This is a genomic window from Nocardioides alcanivorans (assembly GCF_021555175.1).
Taxonomy (GTDB): Bacteria; Actinomycetota; Actinomycetes; order Propionibacteriales; family Nocardioidaceae; genus Nocardioides; species Nocardioides alcanivorans.
The window spans coordinates 1-24507 of the sequence record NZ_JAKGRW010000047.1; the positions used below are offsets into that span (position 1 = coordinate 1).

Here is a 24507-nt window from a genome sequence, read left to right on the forward strand (position 1 = left end):
GGTCTCGACGGGCTCGACCAACGGGGTGGGCCGCGAGGGTCTCGGGAGGGTCGACCGACGGCGGCGGCTACTCGGCGGGGGAAGCTTGTCGGTGGTGAGACTCTCCACGTAGGCCTGGACCGTCTTCTCCGGGGCCCGGCTGAAGACCATCAGGTGCTGCTCACCGACCTCGGCAACGAGCACGTAGTCGCCGTCACTGCTGTCGCGATAGACGTCCCACTCCGAAGCGAGGTCGCTGGAGAGCTCGACGGAGCCGTCCTTCTCCGCCTGGCCCTCGTCGTTGACGTAGACCCGCAGCATCTCGGGCACTGAACGTGCTTCCTGGCGCAGCCCCACCGAGAACTCGTCGTCCTCGGTGAGCACGTCGAGCGACCAGCCGTTGCCGGAGGGGCCGGCGCCGACGGAGCGCCAACCTGCGGGCAGCTCCGGCGGATAGGCGATCGTGAGGTCGCCGCCGTCCTGGAAGGCGCGCACCACGGGCTCGTAGGCGACCGTCTCGCGAGTGATCTCGAGGTCCTCACGGACCAACGCCCGGAAGAGCACGAAGCCGATGATCACCGCCAGGGTCACCACCAGCGCACCGATCATCCCGCCGAAGCTGCGCTCGTACCGACCGCCACGTTGACCACTCACCCGCACGATTCTCCCCGATCGCTTCCCGCGCACCGACGGCCGGGTCGTGCCGATAGGATTCCCCTCATGCCACAGAGCCGCCGCCCCGCCGAATTCCGCGTCGACCCCGAGTCCCCGGACCGCAACCTTGCACTGGAGCTGGTCCGAGTCACCGAGGCCGCCGCCATGGCGGCCGGCAGGTGGGTGGGTCGCGGTGACAAGAACGGCGCTGACGGCGTCGCGGTCAACGCCATGCGGGTGATGATCTCCAGCATTGGCATGAACGGCACCGTGGTGATCGGCGAGGGCGAGAAGGACGACGCCCCGATGCTCTACAACGGCGAGCAGGTCGGCGACGGCTCGGGTCCCGAGTGCGACGTCGCGGTTGACCCGATCGACGGCACCACCCTCACCGCCAAGGGCATGGCCAACGCAGTCTCCGTCCTCGCTGTCGCCCCGCGCGGCACCATGTATGACCCCTCCGCCGTCTTCTACATGGAGAAACTCGTCACCGGCCCGGAGGCCGCCGACGTGGTCGACATCCGCCTGCCCATCGCCGAGAACATCCGCCGGGTCGCGAAGGCCAAGGGCTCCGAGGCCGAGGACGTCACGGTCGTCCTGCTCGACCGCCCGCGCCATCTCCAGATGGCCGAGGAGATCCGCGCCACGGGCGCCCGCATCAAGTTCATCACCGACGGCGACGTGGCCGGCGCCATCATGGCGGCCCGCCCCGACACCGGCATCGACCTGCTCCTGGGCATCGGCGGCACCCCCGAGGGCATCATTGCCGCCTGTGCGATGAAGTGCATCGGCGGCAAGATCCAGGGTCGTCTGTGGCCCACCGACGACGACGAGCGTCAGCGTGCCATCGATGCCGGGCACGACCTCGACAAGGTGCTCCAGACCGACGACCTCATCACCGGCGACGACTGCTTCTTCGTCGCCACCGGCATCACCGACGGCGAGCTCATGAAGGGCGTCCGCTACCGCTCCGGCGGCGCGACCACCCACTCACTCGTGATGCGTTCACGCAGCGGCACCATCCGCAACATCATCAGCGAGCACAAGATCGCCAAGCTCCGCGCCTACTCGGCCATCGACTTCAGCAGCTGAGCACGCTCAGGGCCGGCCGGCAGCGGCCAGTCGGCCCTTGAGCAGGGCCTGGGCGGGGTGCGCCGATCCCGCCAACGAGGCCAGGCAGACCTCCATCACCTCGACGTCGTACGGCGCCAGCTCGGTGTAGCGCACCACGGCAGTCGGCAGCGGATTGGCCAGCAACGCCTCCCGCACGGCCACCGCCACGTAGTCGGCGAGCTCGATCAGCGCCGGCGAGTCGGTGCCGGGGAGCAGGTCACCGCCGTACTCCTCGACCGCCGGGCCCACCTGGCCCCGCCGGAGCAGCTCCAACACGGTCTCGACATCGCTGCGCACCGGCATCGTCAGCCGATAGGGCCGGGACGCCAGCTGGCCCGCGAGGGCGCTACGCAGGTGGGAGACCTCCGCCTTCAAGGTGGAGAGCGTGATCTGGGCGTCGCCGTAGAGCATGGCGTGCAACTGGTCGACGCTGAGCCCCTCGGGGTGCAGCGCGAGCAGCGCCAGGATCTCGGTCTGTCGACGACTCAGCAGCAACCGTGCCCCGTCGAGACGTGCCTCGACCTTGCCGAGCAGCTTCAGCTCCAACCCCGGCTGCGCCACCTCGTAGGGGTCGAACGGCACCGGGTGACCACTTCGCGGAAGTGCGGTCTCGATGAGACGGGCCAGCACCCGCGCGGTGGCCAGGCCGATCGGGTGGGTGCGGTCCCACGTCGTCGAGAGGTCGACCACACCGAGCTGCTCCCCCGTCGCCGGGTCGTGCAGGGGCGCCGCCCAGCAGACCCAGTTGTGGACCGCCGGCGAATAGTGCTCGGCGGAGAACACCATGCTCGGGGAGGCGTGCCGGTTGGCCAGGTCGAGCGCATTCGTGCCGATCGACTCGTCGTCCCAGCAACCGCCGGCGACGAAGTTGACCGTCTCGGCACGACGCCGCATCACCCGGCCGCCGTAGGTCCACAGGATCCGCGTCTGCGGGTCGGTGACCGCCAGCACCAGGTCACCGTCCTCAGCGGTACGCCGCAGTTCCTCCTGGACGCGTTCGACCGCCACCTGCAGCGGCGAGCTGTGCCAGTAGTCGCGAGTCTCGCCCTCATCGGCCAACGGCGCCTCAGTGACCTCCTCGGCGCTCGCCGCACGAGAACGCCGCCAGCTCTTCAGGATCTCGGGGCGCACCGCGGTCTGCACCGCGTCGCCGTGCTCGACGAAGGCCGTCCAGGCGTGCATCGCATCGCCACGACGACCGCTCAGGTCCAACGGGTCGGTCATGGCACTCCTCGGGGGTGACGACCATCACACTACCCGTGGATCCGGCCCTCCCGGGAGGCCAAGGGCTCCCCGATCCGCCCCAACGTCCGGCGATGATCTCGGCCGCGACGCTGATGGCCGTCTCCTCAGGGGTCCGCGCGCCCAGGTCGAGGCCGATCGGGCTACGCAGCCCCGCCAGCTCGTCCTCGCTCACCCCGGCCTCCAGAAGGCGTTGGGTGCGGTCGTCGTGGGTACGCCGCGAACCCATCGCGCCGACGTACGCCACCTCGGGGAGGCGCAGCGCCACCTCGAGCAGGGGTACATCGAACTTGGGGTCGTGGGTGAGCACGCAGATGACAGTGCGCTGGTCGACCCTCCCCGCATCACGCTCCGCCTCGAGGTAGCGGTGGGGCCACTCGTTGACGACCTCGTCGGCATGCGGGAAACGGGTGTGGGTGGCAAAGATCGGCCGGGCGTCACAGACGGTCACGTGGTAGCCGAGGAAGTCCCCGACCCGAGCGACGGCGGCGGCGAAGTCGATGGCGCCGAACACCAGCATTCGCGGACGCGGCGCGAATCCCCAGACGAAGACCCGCATCCCCTCACCGCGCCGCTCCCCGTCGGTGCCGTAGGTCAAGGTCTCGTTGCGGCCGTTGGCCAACAGCCCCAGGGCGTCGTCGCGGATCGCGTCGACCATCCGCTGGGAGAAGCCACGCGGGAGCGGGGCGACCACGGCATCGGGCCGCAGCACCACGCGAGCGCCGAGCACCTCGGGGTCGGGGTGCTCCACCACGGTGGCCACGGCGACAGGTCGACCGGCTTCGATGTCGGCAGCGATGTCACCGAGCTCCGGGAAGGTCTCCCGGTCGACCTTCTCGACGAAGACGTCGAGGATGCCACCACAGGTGAGCCCGACCTCGAAGGCGTCGTCGTCGGAGATGCCGTAGCGCTTCAGCTCCGCTCGGCCGGTGCCGACGACCTCCTGCCCCAACTCGTAGACGGCGCCCTCGACGCAGCCGCCCGAGACCGAACCGACCGCCTCGCCCGAAGGCCCGACGAGCATCGATGCCCCCGGAGGGCGCGGCGCCGATCGGAAGGTGGCCACCACGGTGCCCATCCCGACCGATTCTCCACGCTCCCACCACTCCAGCAGCTGAGGCAACACCTCACGCATTCCCCACCACCTCCATCAGCTCGGCGAAGGTCGCCAGTGAATGTCCGGCCAAGAAGTCGTCGACGTGCGGCAGCGCGGCGAGCACCCCCTGTTGCACGGGTTCATAACCCACCTTGCCACGATGCGGGTTGACCCACACGACACGGTGCGCGAGCCGCCCCAGCCTGGCCATCTGCTCGGCGAGCAACGTCGTGTCGCCGCGCTCCCAGCCGTCGCTGACCAGCACGACCACCGCGCCACGAGCCATCCCCCGGGCACCGAAGCGGTCGAGGAAGGCCTGCAACGACTCGCCCAGCCTGGTGCCGCCCGACCAGTCGGGCACGGTGTCACCGGCGGCAGCAAGCGCGCGGTCGGGATCACGCAACCTCAGGGCACGGGTGATCCGGGTCAGTCGGGTACCGACCGTGAACACCTCGACCGGCCCGCCTCCCTGGGCGATCCGGTGGGCCAGCCGGAGGTGCGCCTCGGCGTACGCCGCCATCGACCCGGAGATGTCGAGCAGCACCACCACCCGTCGCGGCTTGCGCGCCTGCCGGCGGTGGGCGATCTCGCCGGGCTCCCCCATCCGCCGCAGCATGGCGCGCAGGGTGCGGTGGGCGTCCACCTCACCGCGGTGCCACCTCCGGTGACGAGAGGTACGCCGCAGCGGGGGTCGCGGACGCAACGTTGCGAACATCGTCGCGAGGCGGTGCTTCTCGTTCGGGCTCATCTCGGCCACATCGCGGTGCCGCAACACCTCGGTGTCGCTGGCCAGGGCATGGATGGTGTCGCTCTCCTCCTCGCCCTCGCCGCTGCTCTCACTGTCGGGCAGGCGCGCGATGGTGGTGCGGGCGGCGGGCGGCGGCTCCTTGGCGCTGAGCGCCGGCTCGCGGTGGTTGAACCAGGCGTCGAAGACCCGGTCGAAGCGCGCGACGTCCTCCGGCCCGGCGCACAAGGTGGCGTGGCCGGCCAACCGCACGTGCGTCGGGTCGCCGGCACCGAGCTCCGTGGCGGCGACGAGGAAGGAGAGGTTGCGGTCCTGGGTGACGGGCACCCCGGCTGCCCGGAGCGCGCGGCTGAAGCCGAGCAGGATCTCGTCGGGGGCGTGCGTCGTCACGGTCTGCTCACTGACCGGCAAGCATGCGGTCGAGCGCCTTGCGCACCCGCTCGTCGTCCTCGCGGTACTTCACCAGCGCACCGAGAGTGGCAGCTGCCTTGGCGAGGTCGAGCTCCTGGGAGCCGAGCAGGTGCAACGCCTTGGCCCAGTCGATCGTCTCGGCGACGCCCGGCGGTTTGAGCAGTCCGGCATCGCTGCGCAACTGCTGCACGACGGTCACGACCTGCTCGGCCAGCTGGTCGGAGAGCTCCGGGGCGCGGCTGCGCAGGATCCGCACTTCGCGCTCGAGCCCTGGGTGCTCGATCCAGTGATAGAGGCAGCGCCGCTTCAACGCGTCGTGCAGCTCGCGGGTGCGGTTGGAGGTGAGCACCACCAACGGTGGGGTCGCGGCAGCGACGGTGCCGATCTCGGGGATGGAGACCTGGTAGGTCGAGAGCACCTCGAGCAGGAACGCCTCGAACTCGTCGTCGGCGCGGTCGACCTCGTCGACCAGCAGCACCGCCGGCGCCTGCCGCAGCGCTGACAGGACGGGGCGGGCGAGCAGGAAGCGCTCGTCGAAGAGGCTCTTCTCGGCCTCCTCCACGTCCGTGGTGCCGGCGACTGCCTCCAGCGCCCGCAGGTGCAGGATCTGCCGCGGGAAGTCCCAGTCGTAGAGCGCCTGCGAGGCGTCGATGCCCTCGTAGCACTGCAGCCGCACCAGTGGCAGGTCGAAGCTCTCGGCCAACGCCTCGGCGAGGGCGGTCTTGCCGGTGCCGGGCTCACCCTCCAGCAGCAGCGGCCGTTGCATCCGCATGGCCAGGAACACCACGGTGGCCAACTCGTCGTCGCAGACGTATCCCGTGGACGCGATCCGGTCCCCGACCTCATCGACGGAGGCGACCTCCAGGGAGGCGGCACCGTGCTGCGCTGCTGTGGCTTCCATGCATGCAGGCTAGCCAGAGCGACGTTGGTGCGGGGTTGGTCCTCCCCAGGAGTCCACATCGTGTCCACCGGCAAGGTGCCCGCACTCCACCAACTCATGGTCGTGCGCGCGCAGATAGCCCTTGGCGCCCTCGTCGCCGGCCAAGGAGTCACGGACGCCGGCCCAGTGCGAACGGCCGATCAACACCGGATGCCCGGGCCGACCGTCATAGGCGGCACGCGCCAGCCGTCGCGCCTCGGCGCCACCGGTCAACAACGCAGCCACGACGTCGGCACCTACGTCGGGGAGGTCAACGAGGTGCACCACGACTGCGTCGACGTCGTCCGCCAGGCCGACCAGCCCGTCGTGCAGCGACGCGCTCATTCCCTCGGCCCAGTCGAGCGAACGCACCGGCGTGACCCGCGGGTCGGAGTGACGGGCGAGCAGGGCCGCAGCATCGTCGTACGCCGCTCCGAGCACGACGCGCACCGCGTCGCAACCACCTTCCAGCAGCACCTCGACCGACCGCAGCAGCCACGAGCCTTCGCGGTCGTGCACCAGCGCCTTCGGCTGCCCCATCCGGCTGCCGGCTCCGGCAGCGAGCAGAAGTCCCACCACGGTCATGGCCTCAACCTCTCATCACCGCCTCCGACGCACAATGGAGGAATGGCCGACGACCTCCTCACCACCCGAGCACGAGTGATGCGCGACCTGATGGCGACCGGTGTCGCCACCGCCGACGTGGTCTCGCTGTTGGAGGACGCCGTGAGCGAGCGACGTTGGTGGAGCGAGCAGTGGCCGGCCGGCCGGGAGTACGTCGACGGGCTGGTCGCGCAGGACGTGCAGGACGCCCTCCTCGAGAAGGTCGGTCGCTGGCCGCTGTGCACCCAGTGCGAGGACGACGACGTGCACGCCCTCTACATCCACCCCGAGCTCGGCGGTCCCGATCCCGTGTGGGTCTGCGAGCACTCCGGCACCGCGATTGCCCCACTCGGTGGCCTGGGCACCGACTCCGCTTCGCGCTGACGCGTAGCGCCTCGACCGGCCCGCCCTGCTGCGGTCCGCCGCTCCTGCGAGACCGGCCTGTGGATGGGCCCCTCCGTCCACAACCGGCGCGACCCGCCACACTCCGAGGCTCGTCTGACGCTTTGCTGGTCACCCAGCGACGCTTGACGCAGAATGGAGGAGTGGAGGCCTTGACCATGGACACCTGGGTCTCCCTCGCCGCACTGGCGGGGGCCATGTCCGTGCTCCTCGGCTACCTCCGCAGCATGCGCGCCGAGTTCAGGGGCGATATCGCCGTCAGCCGTCAGGCCACGAACGATCTCCGCACCGAACTCAAGGACGACATCGCCGAACTCCGCACCGAACTCAAGAACGACATCGCCGAACTCCGCACCGAACTCAAGAACGACATCGCCGCCTGCCACCAAGCCACCGACAACCTCCGCACCGAACTCAAGACCGACATCGCCGATCTCCGCATGGAGATCAAGTCCGACGTTGCCGAGCTGCGGATGGCCGTGGCCACCCTCGATGCGAGGGTCTACGACCTCAACACGTCAGTCACCGGGCTGCTCGCCCGCGAGGCAGCGAAGGGGCGCTGACCGAACCGCACGACGGAGCGACCGGTCCGGTCACAGCACCTCGAAGTCGACGATCAACCAGGCTCCGCCGATGCGCCGGGCAGTGACATTAAGTTGGGCTGCCGAGACCGTGGCCTCCTCGTCACCGGCGCGTTCGCTGCGTTGATCGAGGAAGGCGACGGCGGTGGCCTCGTCATCACGCAACTCATTCACCCCGACGTCCTGCACGGTGGCGCTCAGGACGAGCTCCTGACCCGGGGCCTGCTCGAGCAGCGAGGCGAGGAGCACGTCGTACTCCTCACGGGCCCGATCGGCGAGGTAGGTGTCGGCGGCTTCCTGGGCAGCCGCCGGGTTGGCGTGGTCGTAGCTGAAGACCGCGGTGAGTGCATAGGCCACCTCGGTGCGTACCTGCTCGGTCCCGGCTCCGTCGACCATGGCCTGGTTGTCGAGCGCGGGTGGGTTGTCGAGTTGGTGGGCACGCAGCCAGAAGGCACCGCCCACGATCAGCAGCACGACGGCAGCCACGAGCACGAAATGCTGGCGAAGACGACTCATGAGACATCCACCGCCACCTGCTGCAGGTTCTCCAGCTTCCACGCTCCGTCACGCAGGACCAGGTCGGCAGCGAAGCGATTGCGCTTCACCACCGGTTCCTCGTCGGCGTCATCGATGCCGAAGGTGGTCACCTCGACCGCGGCGAGCATGACGGCGGTGTCACCACCGAGCTTGGTCAGCGCCGCGTCGACGACGCGTGCCTCGCTCCGCTTCTGCTGGTCGAGCAGCACCTGGCGGTCATCGTCCGAGACGTTCTCGAGCTGGTCGCGGAGCACACCGGCGGTCGCCTCGTGCCACCGCTCGAGCGAGGCGGCGAGGTCACTCGGATCCATGGTCTGCATGGTCTCCACGAGTCGGCGCCCCTCGATGAGTGCTTGGTCGCGACGCTCCGCCCGGTCGGCATCGTCGCTCCCGGCACCGCGCCAGGCGAGCACTCCGGTCACGAGCACCGCAAGAGCTGCGGCCAGCAGGCCCAACTGGGCCCACCGGGGGACGCCGTCCCGCGGCGTGGCCTCCCCACCGACGCGGTCACCTCGTCGGGCTCCGCCACGTCATCAGCAACATCAACCGCCATGCCATCTCCCGAGTCGTCAGCTGCCACCGGTCTGCTCACTGTCCCATCAGTTCATCGAGCGAGTGCGCAACCCGAACCCGCACCGGCGGGGCGGACTTCACGCTCTTGGGTCCGCGCACGTTGACCCCGCTGGAGGGTGACAGCGAGCAACCGGCCTCGAGGTTGAACTCCTCCCCTTCCGAGGTGTCGACTCCCTCGCGGGGCTGGGTCTTCCCATAACCGGAGGTGCAGGGCAGCGGGTCGAAGTACGTCTGGGCGAGCCCCATGTTGAGCCCCTTGGAGGAGTTGATCGCCCATCCGATGCTGAAGGCCTCCGGCATCCGGATCATGGCGTCCTCCACACCGGAGGCGTTGATCCCGAAGACCTGGGCCGGGGTGACCAGGTTGGCCATCAGCGCCCCGAGCGGGCCGCCGACCTCCTGGATCACCTTCTGGAACTCGCGAGCAGTGGCAGGGGTGCTGCGGATCAGCTCGCGGAAGTCGGCGTCCGAACTGCGCAACGTCGACGCCAGCAACGACAGGTCCCGGCTGAACCCACGGATGCTCTCCTGCGCGGCCAGCTGCGTGTCGAGCACCTGGCCGGAGTTGCGGATGAGCGAAGAGGTGACCAGGAAGTTGACCTCGGCGGCCTCGGCGAAGTCCTGGAGCGTCGTGTTCATCTGTCGCAGCGGCCCAGCACCGTCGCGGGTCCACTCATAGGTCTCGTCGATGACGGTGGCCAGGTCGTCGCGCGGCACCGACCCCACGAAATCACGGCCGCTGCGCAACAACTCGTCGATCCTGGGCGGCAGCTGGGCGTCACGCGCATCGAGGTGGTCGCCCGCGACCAGGTGGTCGTCGGAGCCTTCTCCACGCAAGTCGAGATACTGCTCGCCGATCGCGGAGCGGTTGGCCACCACGACCTGCACGTCGTCAGGGATCGGCGGCGCGTCGCCCTCGATCCGGAGCACCACCTCGACCCCGTCCGGAGTGGCCCGCAGGTCGTCGATGCGACCCACGGGCACACCCCGGTAGGTGACCTCTCCGTTCTCGAAGAGGCCACCGGCCTCGGTCAGGGAAACCGAGACCCGGTAGTCGCCGCCGAACGAGCCGACACCGAGGTACCTGACCGACAGGAATCCGGCGGCGAGAACCGAGACGATCACGAACGCAACCAGCTTGTATCTCACGCTGCGACTCAACACGGTCACTCACCTCCTTCCACGGTCACCGACGGGTCGGCATGGGGGAGGGTGGCAGATGGCGACGACGTCTGGGAGTCCGAAGGACTGGCCGGAACGGTGATGCTCGGCGACGGGATCCCCGGCACCGCCGTGTCGGTCGGGGTCAGGAACGTGGGCGACGGGGTGGGCGACTCACTCTGCTCCTCGCCGGGATCCGTCCCGAGTTCGGGATGGTCCTCCCACTGCAGTCCCGGCGCCAGGGATGGACCACGTGGGGCGGTACGTCGCCCCGCAGTCGTCGAGCCCGGCTGTGGCCAGGCGCAGGCGAGGGCCGCGCAGTTGTCGGGAGTCTGGAAGTTGGTGGTGACGAAGACGTTGAAGTAGTCGCCCTTGATGGCCTCGAGCACCGCGTCCGGGAAGGGGTAGGTCAACAGGATCTGGAGCGCGTTGGGCAGGTCGGATCCGGCCTTCGCCAGTTGGTCGAGGATCGGTTCGAGCGCCTTGAGGTCGGCGACGATGTCGTCCTGCGCGGCGTCGAGCGTGTCAACGGTGACGGCGGAGAGCCGGTCGAGCGCCGTGAGCATCTGGACCAGACCCTTGCGTTGGTCGACGAGCACCTGCATGCCCGGGCTCAGCTCCTCCAGAGCGGTCACGATCTTGTCCTTGTCGTTCTCGAGGGTGGCGCCGAGGCGATCGAGCCCGTCGAGGGTCGCGGTCAGTGCTTCCTTGCGCTCGTCGAGGCCGCCGACGAAGGCGTTGAGCTCACGCAGGAACCCCTTGATCTCCTCCGGTCGCCCGGCCGAGACCGCCTGCAGCTCGCGGGAGATGGTCTGGAACTGCTCCACCCCTCCCCCGTTGAGCACCAGCGAGAGCGATCCGAGAACCTGCTCGACCTCCGCTGCCTGCGAGGTGCCGGCCACGCCGATGTGCTCACCGTCCCCGAGGCCGCTGCCGCCACGGACGGCATCGGCGGGACGCACCAGGGCGACGTACTTCTCACCGAGCAGCGAGGTCTGCTGCAGTCGGGCGGTGGTGCCCGCGGGCAGCTCGGCGTCGCTGTTGACGGTGAGCTCGACCCGGGCGCTGCGGCCGTCGCCGTTGAGGGAGATCCGCGAGACCTGACCTACCTCGACGTTGTCGACCTTGACGCTCGACTGCGGCACCAGGTCGAGCACGTCGGTGAAGTCGGCGGTGATCTTGATGGGACTGTCACCGAGGTCGGCGCCGCCGGGCAGGTCGGTGTCATAGACACCGCCGCCCAACAGCCCGCAGCCGGAGAGGGCCAGGCTCAGCGCGATGCCGCCGCCGAGGATCCGCACGCGCCTCATCACTCCCCTCCCCGTCGAGCATCACCGGCGGGGCGTCGGGCGAGGTGCGGGCAGTGAGCCCGTCCTTGCTCCACAGGGTGATCTCGTTGAGGTTGCCACGACCGTCCACGGTGTTGGTCTTGGGGTTGTAGGCCTGGATGAAGTTCTGCAGCAGCAACGGGATCAACCGCACCGACTCCTCGAGCGACTCCCGCTGCCGGGTGAGCACCTTGGTGGGTCCGTTGAGCTTCTTCACGCTGGTGCGCAGGTGGTCGCGGTTCTCGGCGATGAAGTCGTCGAGCACCACGAAGGCGTCGGCGAGGTTGGCTGTCGCCTCGGCCAGCTCATCCCGGTCGGCAGCGAGATACTCCGTGACGGTCGCGAAGCGCCGGTTCATCGCTGCGACGTCGCCGTCATTGGCCTTGAGCATGGAATTGAACTCCTCGAGATTCGCCAGCGTGGCGAAGAAGTCGTCGTCGATGCCCGACAGCGTCGACGATGCCTTGCCGAACTCGCGCAGCATCTGGTTGAGCCCGGCACCTTGGCCGTCGAGGTTGTCAGCTGCCACCGACAGCAGCCGCGAGAGCGCACCGTTGGCGTTGGCCCCACGTGGGCCGAGCTTCTCGCTGACGTCGATCATGCTCCGATAGAGATCGTCGATCTCCACGGGCACAGCCGTGCGATCGGCACTGATCTCCGTGCCGTCCTTGATCGACGGCCCGCCCGTCCACGGTTCGGTGAGCTGGACGAAGCGGTCGCTCACGACGGTGGGCGCCACGATCACCGCGGCCGTGTCGGGGTCGACCTTCTGCCCGGGCTCGAGCTCCATCACCACCCGCACCTGACCGCCGTCCGGTTCCACCTCGGTCACGTGGCCGACGGGTACGCCGAGGATCTGAACGTCGTTGCCCGGATAAAGGCCGACGGTGGCCGGGAAGAGCGCCGAGATCTCGGTGCCCTCCTCGGCCAGCAGCGTCTGGCTGGCGGTCAGACCGCCGGCGACGACTACGAGGGCAGCGACCGCGCTGGTGCGCAGGAGGCGGGACTTCATCATCGTCCACCGCCCTTCTTGGGATGGCAGTTGCGGATGACGTCGTTGTCGAGCAGCGGCGCGAGGTCCTCGTCGAACAGGCCGCACAGGTAGGACTCGATCCAGTGGCCGTTGCCGGTGGCCGAGGCGAGGACCCGGTAGTAGGGGCCCATCTTCTTCAGCGCCTCCTCGAGGTGGTCCTGGTTGCGCTGCAGGATCTCCGAGACCCGGTCGAGCTTGGCCAACGCCGGCGCGAGCGTCTTCTCGTTGTCGGCCACGAGCCCCTGGAGCTCGGTGCCGAGCCGCGCGGTGCCGGTGAGCATGGCGTGCACCGCTTCGCGCCGGTTCTCCAGCTCGCCGAGCAGGTCGGAGCCGTCCTGGATGATCTTGGCGAACTCGTCGTTGCGGTCCTTCAGCGTGCCGGTCACCGACGTGGTGGAGGCCAACAGGCTCGCCAGCTCCTCGTCGCGGCTGCTGATGGTGCGCGAGAGGGCGCTCAACCCGTCGACCATCTCCCGCACCGACTCGGGGGTGTCCTCGAAGGTCGTCGACAAGACGTTGAGGCTCTTCTCCAGCTTGGCCGTGTCGATCGCGGTGATCTCGTCGGAGAGGTCGGAGAAGGCAGCGTTGACGTCGTACGGCGTGGTGGTGCGTGCCAGCGGGATCCTGCCGTCGAGGTCCTCGCGGCCCTGGGGCGAGAGCGCCAGGTACTTGCGCCCCAGCAGGGTGCGCACCTTGACCGCAGCAGTCGTCTGGTCGCCGACGTGCACTCCCTTGACCTGGAAGCTGACCACGACGGCGTCCTTCTCGAGCCGCACGTCGGTCACCTCCCCGACCTTGACCCCAGCGACCCGCACCTCGTTGCCCTCGCGAAGCCCCCGGACTCAGCGAACTCAGCGGTGTAGGTGTCGCCGTTGCCGATCACCGGCAACGAGGACGCGTTGAAGGTCAGCAGGAAGACCGTGACCAGCGCGGCGATCCCGCCGAGCGCGATGATCACCTTGTTGCGCTCGGCGAAGGAGAGCGGGTAGCGCGCCATCAGCGGCACCTCCCGGCAACCGGCTTGACTCCGAGGTCGCCCATGTAGCCCTCAGGCATCGGGATCCGCCCTTCGATCGAACAGAGATAGAAGTTGATCCACGAGCCGTAGCTCGCGGTGCGGCCGATCCGGTCGAACTTCACCGGAAGGGTCGTGAAGAACGTGTCGAGCACGTCCTCGGAGTCCGCGAGGTTGCCCGACAGTTGGCCGAGCGCGTCGATGTTGCCCTTGAGCGGCTTGCGGGTGTCGGCCAGCAGGGTGGAGACGCTGTCGGTGAGGTCACCGAGTCCGTCCAGGGTCGATCCGATGACCTCGCGGTCCTCAGCCAGGCCACTGACGAGCTGCTGCATGGTGGTCAAGGTGGTGGAGAGGTCGTCGGAGCGGGTGTCGATCGTCTCCAGCACGGTGCTCAGCGATCCGATGAGGTCTCCGATCACCTGGTCGCGATCGGCCAACGTCGAGGTGAGGCTGGCGGTGCTGCGCAGCAATCCCTCGACGGTGGCGTCCTCGCCCTGGAAGACCGCGATGATCTGGCCGCTGAGGGCGTTGATGTCCTTGGCGTCGAGCATCCGCAGCAGCGGCTGGAAACCGTTGAAGAGCACGGTGAGATCGAGCGCTGGCCGGGTCTCGCCGAGCTCGAAGGTGTGGCCCTCCTCCAGTGCCGGGGCGGCCTGTGCGGGCGGCTCGAGGGAGACGTAGCGCTGGCCCACGAGGTTGCGGAAGCGCAGCTCCACACTGGTGCCCTGCTCCATCGGCACGTCGTCGCTGACGGTGAAGGTGACCTCGGCCTCGCTGTCGTTGCGCACCTCGACCCCGCTGACGGTGCCGACGCGGACTCCGCTCATTCGCACGTCGTCGCCCTTGTTGAGGCTGGTGGCGTCGGTGAAGATCGCGGTGAACTCACGGTTGGCGTCACCCTTGCTGTTGAGGATGGTGGCGCCGAGCGCAGCGGTGGCCAGCACCGTGACGATCGTGAAGACCAGGCTCTTGGCGGTCAGCCCGACCAGTGGGGAGATCTTCATCGGATGCTCACCTCCGCGTTGCGCAGCACCGGACCGACCAGCAGGCTGGCCCAGTCGGGGTACTCCTCGGGCTCCACGCCGACGGTGGGTGCCATCAGCTCGGCGATCAGCCTGTTCTCCGACGGCGAGTTGGCCTGGCCGAGTCCGGCGGCAGCCAGCTGGTCGCGCAGCACGTTGCCCGGCGGCGGGGCGATCGGCTCGGGCACCTCCCGCTTCGGTGCCACCGTCTCGTCGCCGAGCACGGCCCCGCGGGAGCGGTTCTGCCCGGTGACGTAGGGGCAGCTCTTCTTGCCGTCGGTGGCGAAGCGCGGCTTGTCCTTGCCGGCGACGTACTTGCCGCGCGAGGCCACCACGTTGAGCTTGACGTGGATGCCGGGCTCGTCAGTGCCCTTGCCGAGGTTGCGCTCCATCTCGGGGATGAACTTGCGCGCCGACTCCAGCAGGCACGGGAACTGCGAGGCGTACGGCGACACGGCCTTCAGAGCGCGCCGGCTCTCCTTGGAGAGCACCACGATCGTCGACTGGTTGTCGCGCATCCAGCCGGTGGTGTCATCGGCAGCGCCGACGACGGAGGCGAAGAGGGTGCTGAGCTTGGTCTGCTCATCGACGAGGGTCCGGTTGGTGACGGCCAGTGACTCCACCGCCTCAAGCAGGTCGGGAGCGGCGTCGGCATACACCTCGGTCACCTGGGCGAACTTGCCGAGGTTGGTGGCCATCTCGGGCACGAGTGGGTTGAGCTTGGCGAAGTAGGCCTCCCAGGCGCTCATCGTGTCGCCGAGGGACTCGCCCTGGTCGCGCAGCATCTGCACGGTCTCGCCGAGGGCCGCGGAGAGCTTGTCTGGCTTGATCGCCTGGAGCATCGGGAGCAGTTCGTCGAAGACCTCCTGGAGCTCGACGGCCTCGGTCGAGTCGTCCTCGACGATGACGTCGCCCTCCTCCAGTCCCTGCCCGCTGCGATCGGTGGCGACCAGGGCGACGTACCGCTCCCCGAAGAGGGTCTTCGGCAGCAGCCGGGCGACGGTCTCCGGTGAGAGGTCGCGGGCGACGTCGGGGTCCAGCGCCAGGGTCACGTCGGCCCCGGTGGCGGTGGCGTCGATGGACTTCACCCGGCCCACCGGCACGCCGCGGAGCTTCACGTCGGAACCCTTCTGCAGCGCGTTGCCGATCTTGCCGGTCTGCAAGGTCACCTCGATGCGATCGCTGAAGGTCTGGTTGTAGGCGGCCAGGGCCCCGGCGAGCAGCGCCAGGATGATCAGGCCGTAGCCGGCGCCGAGCAGCAGGTCGGGCCAGCGCCGTTCGCGCTTGAGCTGGCGACGCTTGGGCGCGCTCATCCGGCGATCCTCACGGTCGTGGTCGTCCCCCACAGCGCCATGGAGAGCACCAGGTCGAGCACTGCGACGGTGACGATGCTGCGGCGTACGGCGGCGCCCACCGCCACGCCGACGCCGGCGGGCCCGCCCTTGGCCATGAAGCCCAGGCGGCAGTGGATCAGGATGATCAGCACCGCGAAGATCAGCACCTTCACGAACGACAGCAGGATGTCGATCGGTGGGAGGAAGAGGTTGAAGTAGTGGTCGTAGGTGCCGGCCGACTGGCCGTAGAAATAGACCGTGATGAACCGTGACCCGGCGTACGAGGTCAGCAGGCCGATCACATAGAGCGGGATGATCGCGATGAAGCCGGCGACCACGCGGGTGGTGACGAGATAGGGCACGCTCGGCACCGCCATCGCGGTGAGCGCGTCGACCTCCTCGTTGATCTGCATCGCGCCCAACTGGGCGGTGAAACCGGAGCCGACGGTGGCCGAGAGGGCCAGGGCCGCCACCAACGGGGCGATCTCACGGGTGTTGAAGTAGGCGGAGATGAAGCCGTTGAGGGTGGCAGTGCCCACCTGGTCGAGCGCGGCATATCCCTGCATGCCGACGACGGTGCCGACGAAGAGGGTCATCCCGAGCATCACGCCGATGGTGCCGCCGATGACGGCCAGTGCTCCGGAGCCGAAGCTCACCTCCGAGAGCAGCCGCAGCACTTCCTTCGGATAGCGCACGACGGTGTGGGGGATCCGCACCAGCACAGCGGCGTGGAAGCGGAGGTTTCGACCGACGCCGGCGAGCTTGTCGACCTGCGCGTCGACCAGCGGCAGCCGGGGTTCCACGTCAGCCATGTCAGGCCGCCTTCCCGGGGAACAGTTGCAGATAGAGGGTGGTGATCACGAAGTTGACGAAGAAGAGCAGCAGGAAGGTGATGACCACCGACTGGTTGACGGCGTCGCCCACGCCCTTGGGGCCGGGTGGGGTGTTGAGCCCGCGGTAGCAGGCGACGACACCAGCGACGAAGCCGAAGATGACGGCCTTGATCTCCCCCACCCACAGGTCCTGGATCTGGGCGAGCGCGGTGAAGCTGGAGAGGTAGGCGCCCGGGGTGCCGCCCTGGACGACCACGTTGAAGAAGTAGCCGCCGAGCACGCCGACCACCGACACCAGCCCGTTGAGCAGCACGGCCGCGAAGACGCAGGCGAGCACCCGGGGTACGACGAGGCGTTGCACCGGGTCGATGCCGATCACCCGCATCGCGTCGATCTCGTCGCGGATGCGCCGGGCACCGAGCTCGGCGCAGATGGCGGCACCACCGGCGCCGGCGATCACGAGGGTGGTGACGATCGGCGCGGCCTGTTGTACGACGGCCAACACGCTGGCAGCGCCAGTGAACGACTGCGCGCCGATCTGCACGGTCAGGGTGCCGAGCTGCAGCGCGATCACGGCGCCGAACGGGATGGCGACCAGCATGGCCGGCATCCAGGAGACGCTGACCACGAACCAGAACTGCTCCAGCACCTCGCGCGCCGAGAAGGGTCGCCGGAAGGTGGCTCGGATCGTGTCGAGGGCCAGGGCGAAGAGGGCGCCGATGTTGGTCAGCGCGCGGGTGACGAATCCTCGAGTGGGAACGCGGCGCGCTCGGTCGTGTTCGTCGTCGTCGGCGACGTAGAGCCGCGCTTCGCCGCTGGTGACGCGTTCGCGATGCCGGGTTCCGCCGGCCCGCGGGATGCCGGTACGGGGCACCAGCTGGCGGGGCAGCACCTCGATGGGACGCGCACCCGCGTGACGGGTGAGGAGGGCGGTGTCGCCCGGCCCGCCCTCGGGCAGGTCGAAGTCGACCTGGTGGTTGGAGCTGTGGTCGGTCTCCTCGCTCATGCCGATCGGCCCGTCGGGGTCGCCGCTCATGAACTGGCTGACCACGGGGTGGTCGGTGAGCAGGAACTCCTCGCGGGGGCCGAACATCACCAGCTCGCGGCGATAGAGCATGCCGAGGTTGTCGGGGAGGGTGCGGGCCAGCTCGATGTTGTGGGTGACGATGAGCATCGTGGTGTCGGTGGCCGCGTTCACCTCCATGAGCAGCTGCGCGAGGTTGGAGGTGCGCACCGGGTCGAGGCCCGAGTCGGGCTCGTCGATGAGGATGATCTCGGGGTCGGTGACCAGCGCCCGGGCGAGACCGGCACGCTTCTTCATGCCGCCGGAGATCTCGCCGGGCAGCTTGTGCTCCTGGCCCAGCAGACCCACCAGCTCGAGGTTGGTGAGCACGATCTCGCGGATCTCCCGCTCCGGCTTGCGGGTGTGCTCGCGCAGCGGGAAGGCGACGTTGTCATAGACGCTGAGGGATCCGAAGAGGGCGCCGTCCTGGAAGAGCACGCCGAACTTCTTGCGCAGCTCCAGCCGCTTGGACTCCCGGGAGGAGACCATGTCGACGCCGTCGATGAGGATCTGCCCCTCCTCCGGCTCCAGCAGACCGATCAGCGCCTTGAGGAAGACCGACTTGCCCGTGCCCGACGGTCCGAGCAGCGCGGTGATCTCCCCCGGCGGCAGGGTCAGGCTCACGTCGTGCCAGATGTTCTGCCGGCCGAAGCTCTTGCTCAGGCCGGTGACCTCGACAAGTCCGCCCATCGTCTCCCTCTTCTTGGTGACGCCGACACGTCCGAGAAGTGCGGCTGTGGGTGGCACCGGTCGCCAGCGACCGGTGCCAGCAGCGACACTAGGTGTGGCGTAGCCCACTGGAGTGGGCTCTCGGCCAGAAATTTCGGTGGCGCCCAAGACAGGTCGAATAGTTGTGATGCAGTTGACAAGTTTTTGGAGGGCAACAGCCCACAGGGCCAGCTGCATCTGCCTCCGGCCGGCTCGTCGGACCCGCAAACTACATTCGTGTAATTAGCTCCGTACAACGCAACGAGGTGGGCCATGGACGACGAGCAGAGAGTCGGCATCGCGGGAGAGGCATGCCCTCCTTGGTGCCGCAGCAATCACCTCGAGCAGGACCATCCCGACGACCACTACCACGACAGCGCCGCGGCCTACGTCCCTGTGCTCCTGGGGCGCGGGACGGGGCAGGGCCAGGTCGAGGCAGTGCAGACGGAATTGCTCATCGTCACCTCCCGCAAGAGTGGGCATCACGAAGACTGGCTCTTCATCGGAGAGCCGGACCGACCGGGCCAGCACCTCCAGCTCAGCCGCGAGAGCGCTCGCCGTTTGAACGTCGCCCTTACCCGTCATCTTGAGGCGATCAGCGGCGACTTGACTTGACCGCTGCGCTACTTATCCATCTGTAGATCTTCTCGGCAGGCCCCACGACAGTCGTCGGCGTGTTTGACAAGCCGCCGCCCTCTGTCCGGACGGGCGTGAACAAATGCCCAATGCATTGTGCAGACTTATCAGTCTCACCCCAACAGGGTGGTTGGCGTGCAGACTTCACCCGACCCTGACCACCCGCGACCCGCGGTGTTGGCGATGCTGCTCGGCAAGAAGGTCGAGGCAGCACGAGAGGCGCGAGGGCTCACCCAGGGCGAGTTGATCACGCTCAGCCAGATCAGTCGCAGCAACATCCAGAACATTCTGTATGCACGTTTCTATGCGGGCGGCGAACCAAGCCCGAGCTACCCGAAACTGGACACGATCTTCAAGCTGGCGCTCGCCCTTCGCGTCGAGATGAGCTATCTGACCGACTGGAAACACCCAGTCGAGCCCGTGCCGCCACCCACTCCCCCAGAGGGCGAGCCCCCCGCGCCGAGCTAGACCATTCCCGAAGCGGAGTTCTCCGATTTCGCTACTTATAAGTCTGTAGATTGATCAGTAGCGCGAACCCAGACTCGATCTGTGACCGGAGACTTGCAGCGCCAACTCGGCGCACGGATACGCGAACTTCGACAGAGCCGAGGTTTGAGCCAGGAGAAGCTGGCCGAGCAGTTGGGAAACCACCGCACCTACATCGGCGCCATCGAACGCGGCGAGCGCAACATGAGTGTGCAGGTCATCGAAGGCTTGGCAGAACAACTCGGCGTCCACACCGATGACTTGCTGTGCTCCCGCGGTCCACACGGCGACTCCGAGTGACGCCACCGTAACGCTCAAGTTCCATCCCTGGCTGAACTGCAATGTTGCTCCCGCCGCCCCGGGGAGTACGACGCGTGATACCGAACGCAGACGAGCCGGGCCCCACACTGCAGCGAGTCGAGTCATCGGATCTCGCACGCCATGTGTCAAACCGGCTCCAGAATGACCCTGCCTGAGCGAGCAGCTTGAACTTGTCTGAACTGGTCGCCGAAACGTCCGGAGTACAGAGTCGGACGTCAAAACCGGGCTGAGGAGAGGAACGCCCGGCTCGCACAAACCTCGTCTGCTACCCGTTAATGTCGACGAATACGTCTTGGGTCACTCTCTCGCCCTCGGCCGTATGGCCCGCGACTGTCACGTCGAAGGCATCTCGTCCTGCGTCTCCGAATGTGTTGTTCTTGTTCCAAACGTCGAGTGTCACCGACTTGCCTCCGCCTGGGACCTTCTCGATTAGACGGGCCGTGTCAACTAGCTCAAGGGAAGCATCGTCCGGAAGTACGACAATGACGTTGAATGCTGTCTCCGCCCCCGGTTGATGATGCGGAGTTTGTCGAATGATGCAGAGCCGGAAGTTCGGTTGAAGGCGACGTCGAACTTGATGGGCTTTACTTGAATGGCACTTGACGGTACTCGTCGCCCGAGCGGAAGTCCACCTCCTGGCGCCGCAGCGGTGAAGTCGCCGACGTTGAGCCAGTCGCCGCCACTTGTATCGACGTCAAGCCCTGAGTTGCGTAGACGGGTCACAAACGAGGATCGAGTCGTCGCATCGTTCGAAAGTCGTAACGCATGACGTCCTCCAACGTCTGAGAAGGGCCGAACGCTGCCAATCTCGACAAGTAGGGTGTGGTCCGGGTTCCTTCCGAGGGCCATCCCAGCTTCAAACAACACGTTTGGACGAGCCTGGGGCGCCGGCGTCGTCTGGTCATCGTCGGGCCCGCTGGCCCACTGCTGGTCGAGATAGGCGACTTCGTCGGGCGTCATCAAGACGACAACCGCGCGAGCATGGTCGAACGCAGCATCTAGAACCTCACCGATGTATGGCGAGGCTTTGCCGGTCAGACCGACCGCCGTTTCCCATTCGAGCGGCTTGAGTCCGACAGCGCGTAAGAAGTTGAACATCGAGTCCCTGACGGGAACGTTGCGTCCGTGGACAACAAAGACGGCGCGAGAGTCGGTCACTGGGCATTCATCTTCCAAGTGAGAGTCATGCAGCGAACGGCGAGCCGCATACGAGGCAATAGACCCGATCGGTTGCGTCGCCCGACACTTTCACCGGCTCGTTCGGGTGACAAGGCGATTCGACAATGACCATGTCGTCAGGCTCATGGAGAGACTCTGGAGTCGGCGTACCGCTGCTGTAGCGCCCACTCCGCTTCACCTTCAAATGCTTGCTGTTCAGTCCCTTGAACAGGTCGTCGAGCGCCCCATTGACGAAGTCATCGATGGCGGGCGCTGCGGCACCGTGGGCGTACTCGAGTTGTGCGGGCGTCCACCACGAGTCGAGTCCGGCACCCTGGCCGCATCGCGGGCAAAAGTACTGGTCGACTTGCTCGGCGTCTGGGTCGCCCTCGGCGTGGCTGAACCACTTGAACTCTTCCTCGCAGTTCGGGCATTCGCGCCGAAGGAAGCCATCTGCATCAAGAGGGAGACTCACGGGAATGTTGATCTCGTCGTTCACGAGTGAATCCTAGCCGTTGATATCGAGAAACACGTCCTGCCGGACTGTCTGGCCGGACTCGTCGCGCCCGGAAACAGTGATGTCAAAGCGCACCTCTCCGAACGGACCGCCCATGGTCCTTGCTCCACGGTTCAGCGTCGCGAGTGTGACTGACCTCCCGCCGCCGGGAATCTTCACGATGGTCTCGTCCTTTTCACGCAGGCTAAGTGCTGCTTCCGTCGGAATGGAGACCGTGACGTCGTAGGCGGTCTCAGTGCCTCGATTGATGACCTGAAGGCTACCGCCGAGACTCTTGCCGCCCAGCGAGCGGTACTTCACGTCGAAGTCCACAGGCGGACGCGGAGTCGGGTTCGACGGAACACGGCGGCCCAATGTAAGTCCGTCACCGGGTGGCGGCGGGGTCGCGAAGTCACCGGTCCTGAGCCAGTCCGTCCCCGTCAAGTTCACTGCGCAGCCGGCGGTTTCGAGTCGTTTAGCGAGACTCTGACGCGAAGATGCGCTGTCAGTAAGGCGGATCGTGTGCCTGCCCGCGATGTCCGAGAACGGACGGACTTCGCCAACCTCCACAACGACGGTGCGGCCGGGGTCTCGGCCCAGCGCCATGCCGGCCTCAAATAGCACGTTGGGACGCGCTTGGGCCGCGGGCTGGGTCTCGGGGTCACCTGCACCGTGCCCGTAACGGGGCTGAAGGTACGCCACCTCGTCCGGGGTGAGGAGTACGACCACCGCCTGCGCGTGCGCGAACGCAGCGTCAAGCACCTCGCCGATGTACGGTGACCCCGATCCGGTTAGTTCCACAGCACGATTCCACTCGATTGGCGCGAGGTCGAGTGCTCGCAGGAATTCGAACATTGACTTTCGGAGAGCCTCGTTACGCCCGTGCACGACGAACACCGCTCGCTCATCCTTGACCGACTCCACCGCCACCGCTTCTCCACATCTCTTGGCTGCCCAGCCATAATCTAGTAGAGCCGCCCGACGGACCCGAGCCAAACGCGACACTTGGCGGTTGTGTTTGGCGTGCATGGGAACGGGAGGCGGAGGCAATCAGTGCGTCGACGCCGTTGGAGCGCCCAGAGTTGTCGCAAGCCAACGCCCGCTTCGGAGTTGCGTCTTACCGGCTCTCTTCTGTTGTCAACCGCTCGCTACGAGGCGGCACCCTGCGGCTGGAACTCCGACCGACGTCGCCATTGTTCAGCGGGAGCCGGCCGTGTTCAGTGACGCTCTACCGGGCGGCTGGAGTCGACCAAGTACGCGGGCTCGACTTCCAAGGCGTCGGCCAAGCGCCAGATCACGTCCAGCGTGGGATTCGGAAGCTTGAACTCACCCTGCGCGTCTTTGTGGCTACCGCGGTCCTTCAGGAGAAGCGAGATGTAGCCCCGACTCAGGCTCGCCCGCTCGGCGAGCCTACGTTCGGAGAGACCCAACTCAGCGCGGCGACTGCGGACCTTGTCTCCGAAGAGCTTCGCCTTCTCGGCGAAGTCGGGTTGATGGTCGGTAGCCGGCACACATCAACCCTGTTCCGCACCACGATCGAGAGTGGATCAACATATTGATCCATTGGCTCAACGTGTTGCGCCAGCAAAGCCGGCGACCCGGATCCTGAGCCCTCGTGCACATCGTGGATGACCCCTCCGACACTCCGACGATCCGCCAGGACAACTGATTGTCCGGCCTCCTCGGGCATACGGAGATGAGCAGGAGTGGGGCGTGTACTCAGATAGACGTGCAACTCCGTCGCGGCAGTCCTACCTCCCGCGCTGAGGCACAAGTAGCCAGTCCCTCGGTGCCCGAGCACCAGGGACCGCTACTGGCTCACCCCTTGCTGACGCACTGCTTACAGCGCGGGTATCCCCCGGTCCCGTCGAGTTTGTTGTGAGCGGGAATCTGCTGCCCCGTGGGGCAGTCACTGTGGTTGTGATGGATGTCCGGATCGGACTGATTGCTTGAGTGGTACGCCGGCACTCTCACTTGTTGCTCCTATCTGTTCACTGACAGCCGCCGAATTGGCGGCTTCGGGAGGCTCAGCAGGACCACCAGCCCTGCGGCCCCTAATTGAGACGCGGATGAGTCAGCCGCTGGCGCGCCTGACCCTCGCGCTTGTCCTTCTTGCTAGCCAGCCGCCGCAGCGAGCCCTTCGGGGCTGCTCCAGTAGGGCAGGTCGTAGCGCCGACTTGAGGCGTGACGATCTCGGGGTGCTTTCGTTGGGTAGTTAAGGTCAAGTTGGGGGTGCTGGGCAGGTCTAGGGTCCGGCACCCCCACTTGACTCCTGGCGGGCTGCGCCCCGGCACTCAGGGCATCAAGTTGATGGGATACACCTCGGTGATGTTCCCCTTGGTGTTCCAGACGCTGTCCGTGCCGATCTTGAAGCTGCTGTTGACGTCGATCACGCTCCCGACTGGCGTGAGACCCAGGCAGTCGCCAGCCGCCGAGACGATCGTCAGGTCTCCGCTAAAGCCGCTCTCGTCAAACGCCAGCACCTGCGCCGCTTCGTCGAAAGTGCCATCCACGTAGCCTTCGACGACGAAGTTGCACGTCGTTCCAGTCGGCCCTCCTGACGTGGCATACACGTGAACCTGAAGCGGAGCATCATTCGGCCCACTCAGATAGATGTTCAAGACATCCGTGGCCGACGCACTTGCGGTTCCGAGCGCATGGACTTCCCAGTCATTAGTCTGGATGATGCGCATATCCAGGCTGAACGGAGCAATGCAACCCTTGCGCTCCGAGCCGTCAACTATATCTGGCGCGTTCAGCAGTGAAACCGGTTTGATTTCCATGAACGGGTCAACACCAGAGCCGGAATGCACTTCGCCCTCCAGATTGACGTCGTCGCAACTCATGGAGGTGACAGTTGAATCCGAAACTCTCTTGACCGAAAAGGCCACACCGCTCAAGTCGCTAGCATAGAAGAGGTGGCTCCCGGGTGCCGTCGACCCGCCGACGCTCACCGTATGGGTGTCTGGATGCGCAACTGCAGTTGCAGTCAACGCAGCGCATACGGCCACCGCTCCGAGCACACTCAGGGTTGTTCTTCTCATCTCTTCACCAACCT

At 67.1% G+C, this 24507-nt stretch carries 28 protein-coding genes; 6 read left to right on the forward strand and 22 right to left on the reverse strand.

The window, feature by feature from the left end; genetic code table 11:
- A partial coding sequence (locus L1066_RS20145; protein WP_235737975.1) for a DUF4245 family protein occupies nt 1-633 on the reverse strand: 633 nt, incomplete at its 3' end.
- Between the two features lie 66 nt (nt 634-699).
- Between L1066_RS20145 and glpX the strand changes: the two genes are divergently transcribed.
- Nucleotides 700-1725 (forward strand): class II fructose-bisphosphatase, encoded by a 1026-nt coding sequence (gene glpX, locus L1066_RS20150; RefSeq protein WP_235737976.1) that lies wholly within the window; start codon nt 700-702, stop codon nt 1723-1725.
- A gap of 6 nt (nt 1726-1731) precedes the next feature.
- Here glpX and L1066_RS20155 read toward each other — a convergent pair whose 3' ends face one another.
- From L1066_RS20155 to L1066_RS20175, 5 genes are read right to left on the reverse strand one after another with little or no spacing between them, the layout of a single operon-like run.
- The gene (locus tag L1066_RS20155; RefSeq protein ID WP_235737977.1) at nt 1732-2928 is read right to left on the reverse strand and encodes a helix-turn-helix domain-containing protein; all 1197 of its coding nucleotides are present in this window, start codon (nt 2926-2928) and stop codon (nt 1732-1734) included.
- Nucleotides 2813-4123 carry an XdhC family protein gene (locus tag L1066_RS20160; protein ID WP_235737978.1) on the reverse strand — a complete coding sequence of 437 codons (1311 nt, stop codon included), beginning with the start codon at nt 4121-4123 and terminating at the stop codon, nt 2813-2815. Before L1066_RS20160 ends, L1066_RS20155 begins: the two co-directional genes overlap by 116 nt.
- The gene (locus tag L1066_RS20165) at nt 4116-5219 is read right to left on the reverse strand and encodes a vWA domain-containing protein (RefSeq protein ID WP_235737979.1); all 1104 of its coding nucleotides are present in this window, start codon (nt 5217-5219) and stop codon (nt 4116-4118) included. Before L1066_RS20165 ends, L1066_RS20160 begins: the two co-directional genes overlap by 8 nt.
- Before the next feature lie 7 nt (nt 5220-5226).
- Nucleotides 5227-6141 (reverse strand): AAA family ATPase, encoded by a 915-nt coding sequence (locus tag L1066_RS20170; RefSeq protein ID WP_235737980.1) that lies wholly within the window; start codon nt 6139-6141, stop codon nt 5227-5229.
- A 9-nt stretch (nt 6142-6150) separates the two neighbouring features.
- Nucleotides 6151-6744, reverse strand: coding sequence for a nucleotidyltransferase family protein (locus L1066_RS20175; RefSeq protein WP_235737981.1), 594 nt, complete (start codon nt 6742-6744; stop codon nt 6151-6153).
- A 42-nt stretch (nt 6745-6786) separates the two neighbouring features.
- On the opposite strand from L1066_RS20175, the gene L1066_RS20180 reads away from it, so the two are divergent.
- Both L1066_RS20180 and L1066_RS20185 read left to right on the forward strand, forming a co-directional pair.
- The gene (locus tag L1066_RS20180; protein ID WP_235737982.1) at nt 6787-7146 is read left to right on the forward strand and encodes a DUF8819 family protein; all 360 of its coding nucleotides are present in this window, start codon (nt 6787-6789) and stop codon (nt 7144-7146) included.
- 161 nt (nt 7147-7307) lie between these two features.
- Nucleotides 7308-7727, forward strand: coding sequence for a CCDC90 family protein (locus L1066_RS20185; RefSeq protein WP_235737983.1), 420 nt, complete (start codon nt 7308-7310; stop codon nt 7725-7727).
- A 30-nt stretch (nt 7728-7757) separates the two neighbouring features.
- Here L1066_RS20185 and L1066_RS20190 read toward each other — a convergent pair whose 3' ends face one another.
- The 11 genes from L1066_RS20190 to L1066_RS29215 form a co-directional block, all read right to left on the reverse strand.
- Nucleotides 7758-8261 carry a hypothetical protein gene (locus L1066_RS20190; RefSeq protein ID WP_235737984.1) on the reverse strand — a complete coding sequence of 168 codons (504 nt, stop codon included), beginning with the start codon at nt 8259-8261 and terminating at the stop codon, nt 7758-7760.
- On the reverse strand, nt 8258-8737 hold the full coding sequence (locus L1066_RS20195; protein WP_235737985.1) for a hypothetical protein: 480 nt from the start codon (nt 8735-8737) through the stop codon (nt 8258-8260). Before L1066_RS20195 ends, L1066_RS20190 begins: the two co-directional genes overlap by 4 nt.
- A gap of 133 nt (nt 8738-8870) precedes the next feature.
- Entirely contained in the window at nt 8871-10004 is a 1134-nt protein-coding gene (locus L1066_RS20200) for an MlaD family protein (RefSeq protein ID WP_235737986.1), read from the reverse strand.
- 17 nt (nt 10005-10021) lie between these two features.
- Entirely contained in the window at nt 10022-11326 is a 1305-nt protein-coding gene (locus L1066_RS20205; RefSeq protein WP_235737987.1) for an MCE family protein, read from the reverse strand.
- Nucleotides 11241-12359 carry an MCE family protein gene (locus L1066_RS20210; RefSeq protein WP_235737988.1) on the reverse strand — a complete coding sequence of 373 codons (1119 nt, stop codon included), beginning with the start codon at nt 12357-12359 and terminating at the stop codon, nt 11241-11243. The genes L1066_RS20205 and L1066_RS20210 overlap by 86 nt, the downstream gene beginning before the upstream one ends.
- Entirely contained in the window at nt 12356-13162 is an 807-nt protein-coding gene (locus L1066_RS20215) for an MCE family protein (RefSeq protein WP_235737989.1), read from the reverse strand. Before L1066_RS20215 ends, L1066_RS20210 begins: the two co-directional genes overlap by 4 nt.
- On the reverse strand, nt 13159-13374 hold the full coding sequence (locus L1066_RS20220) for a hypothetical protein (RefSeq protein WP_235737990.1): 216 nt from the start codon (nt 13372-13374) through the stop codon (nt 13159-13161). The genes L1066_RS20215 and L1066_RS20220 overlap by 4 nt, the downstream gene beginning before the upstream one ends.
- Nucleotides 13374-14396, reverse strand: a complete 1023-nt coding sequence (locus L1066_RS20225) for an MCE family protein (RefSeq protein ID WP_235737991.1) — start codon at nt 14394-14396, stop codon at nt 13374-13376. Before L1066_RS20225 ends, L1066_RS20220 begins: the two co-directional genes overlap by 1 nt.
- Nucleotides 14393-15727, reverse strand: a complete 1335-nt coding sequence (locus L1066_RS20230; protein ID WP_235737992.1) for an MCE family protein — start codon at nt 15725-15727, stop codon at nt 14393-14395. Before L1066_RS20230 ends, L1066_RS20225 begins: the two co-directional genes overlap by 4 nt.
- Nucleotides 15724-16560, reverse strand: coding sequence for an MlaE family ABC transporter permease (locus L1066_RS20235; protein WP_235737993.1), 837 nt, complete (start codon nt 16558-16560; stop codon nt 15724-15726). The genes L1066_RS20230 and L1066_RS20235 overlap by 4 nt, the downstream gene beginning before the upstream one ends.
- 1 nt (nt 16561) lies before the next feature.
- Complete coding sequence (locus L1066_RS29215; RefSeq protein WP_446499924.1) at nt 16562-18391, reverse strand: ABC transporter permease; 1830 nt, start codon at nt 18389-18391, stop codon at nt 16562-16564.
- A gap of 234 nt (nt 18392-18625) precedes the next feature.
- On the opposite strand from L1066_RS29215, the gene L1066_RS20250 reads away from it, so the two are divergent.
- The 3 genes from L1066_RS20250 (at nt 18626) to L1066_RS20260 (ending at nt 19774) form a co-directional block, all read left to right on the forward strand.
- Complete coding sequence (locus tag L1066_RS20250) at nt 18626-18967, forward strand: DUF6907 domain-containing protein (RefSeq protein WP_235737994.1); 342 nt, start codon at nt 18626-18628, stop codon at nt 18965-18967.
- 204 nt (nt 18968-19171) lie between these two features.
- Nucleotides 19172-19456 carry a helix-turn-helix domain-containing protein gene (locus L1066_RS20255; protein WP_235737995.1) on the forward strand — a complete coding sequence of 95 codons (285 nt, stop codon included), beginning with the start codon at nt 19172-19174 and terminating at the stop codon, nt 19454-19456.
- Between the two features lie 81 nt (nt 19457-19537).
- Nucleotides 19538-19774: a helix-turn-helix domain-containing protein gene (locus tag L1066_RS20260; RefSeq protein WP_312008360.1), complete on the forward strand. Its 237-nt coding sequence runs from the start codon at nt 19538-19540 to the stop codon at nt 19772-19774.
- A 468-nt stretch (nt 19775-20242) separates the two neighbouring features.
- Here L1066_RS20260 and L1066_RS20265 read toward each other — a convergent pair whose 3' ends face one another.
- From L1066_RS20265 to L1066_RS20285, 5 genes are all read right to left on the reverse strand, one after another.
- Nucleotides 20243-20953 carry a TIR domain-containing protein gene (locus L1066_RS20265; RefSeq protein WP_235737997.1) on the reverse strand — a complete coding sequence of 237 codons (711 nt, stop codon included), beginning with the start codon at nt 20951-20953 and terminating at the stop codon, nt 20243-20245.
- Between the two features lie 25 nt (nt 20954-20978).
- Nucleotides 20979-21452 (reverse strand): hypothetical protein, encoded by a 474-nt coding sequence (locus tag L1066_RS20270; RefSeq protein WP_235737998.1) that lies wholly within the window; start codon nt 21450-21452, stop codon nt 20979-20981.
- 9 nt (nt 21453-21461) lie between these two features.
- Nucleotides 21462-22379, reverse strand: a complete 918-nt coding sequence (locus L1066_RS20275; RefSeq protein WP_235737999.1) for a TIR domain-containing protein — start codon at nt 22377-22379, stop codon at nt 21462-21464.
- A 287-nt stretch (nt 22380-22666) separates the two neighbouring features.
- The gene (locus L1066_RS20280; RefSeq protein WP_235738000.1) at nt 22667-22960 is read right to left on the reverse strand and encodes a helix-turn-helix domain-containing protein; all 294 of its coding nucleotides are present in this window, start codon (nt 22958-22960) and stop codon (nt 22667-22669) included.
- A 783-nt stretch (nt 22961-23743) separates the two neighbouring features.
- Entirely contained in the window at nt 23744-24349 is a 606-nt protein-coding gene (locus tag L1066_RS20285) for a hypothetical protein (RefSeq protein WP_235738001.1), read from the reverse strand.
- Nucleotides 24350-24507: the final 158 nt, after the last annotated feature.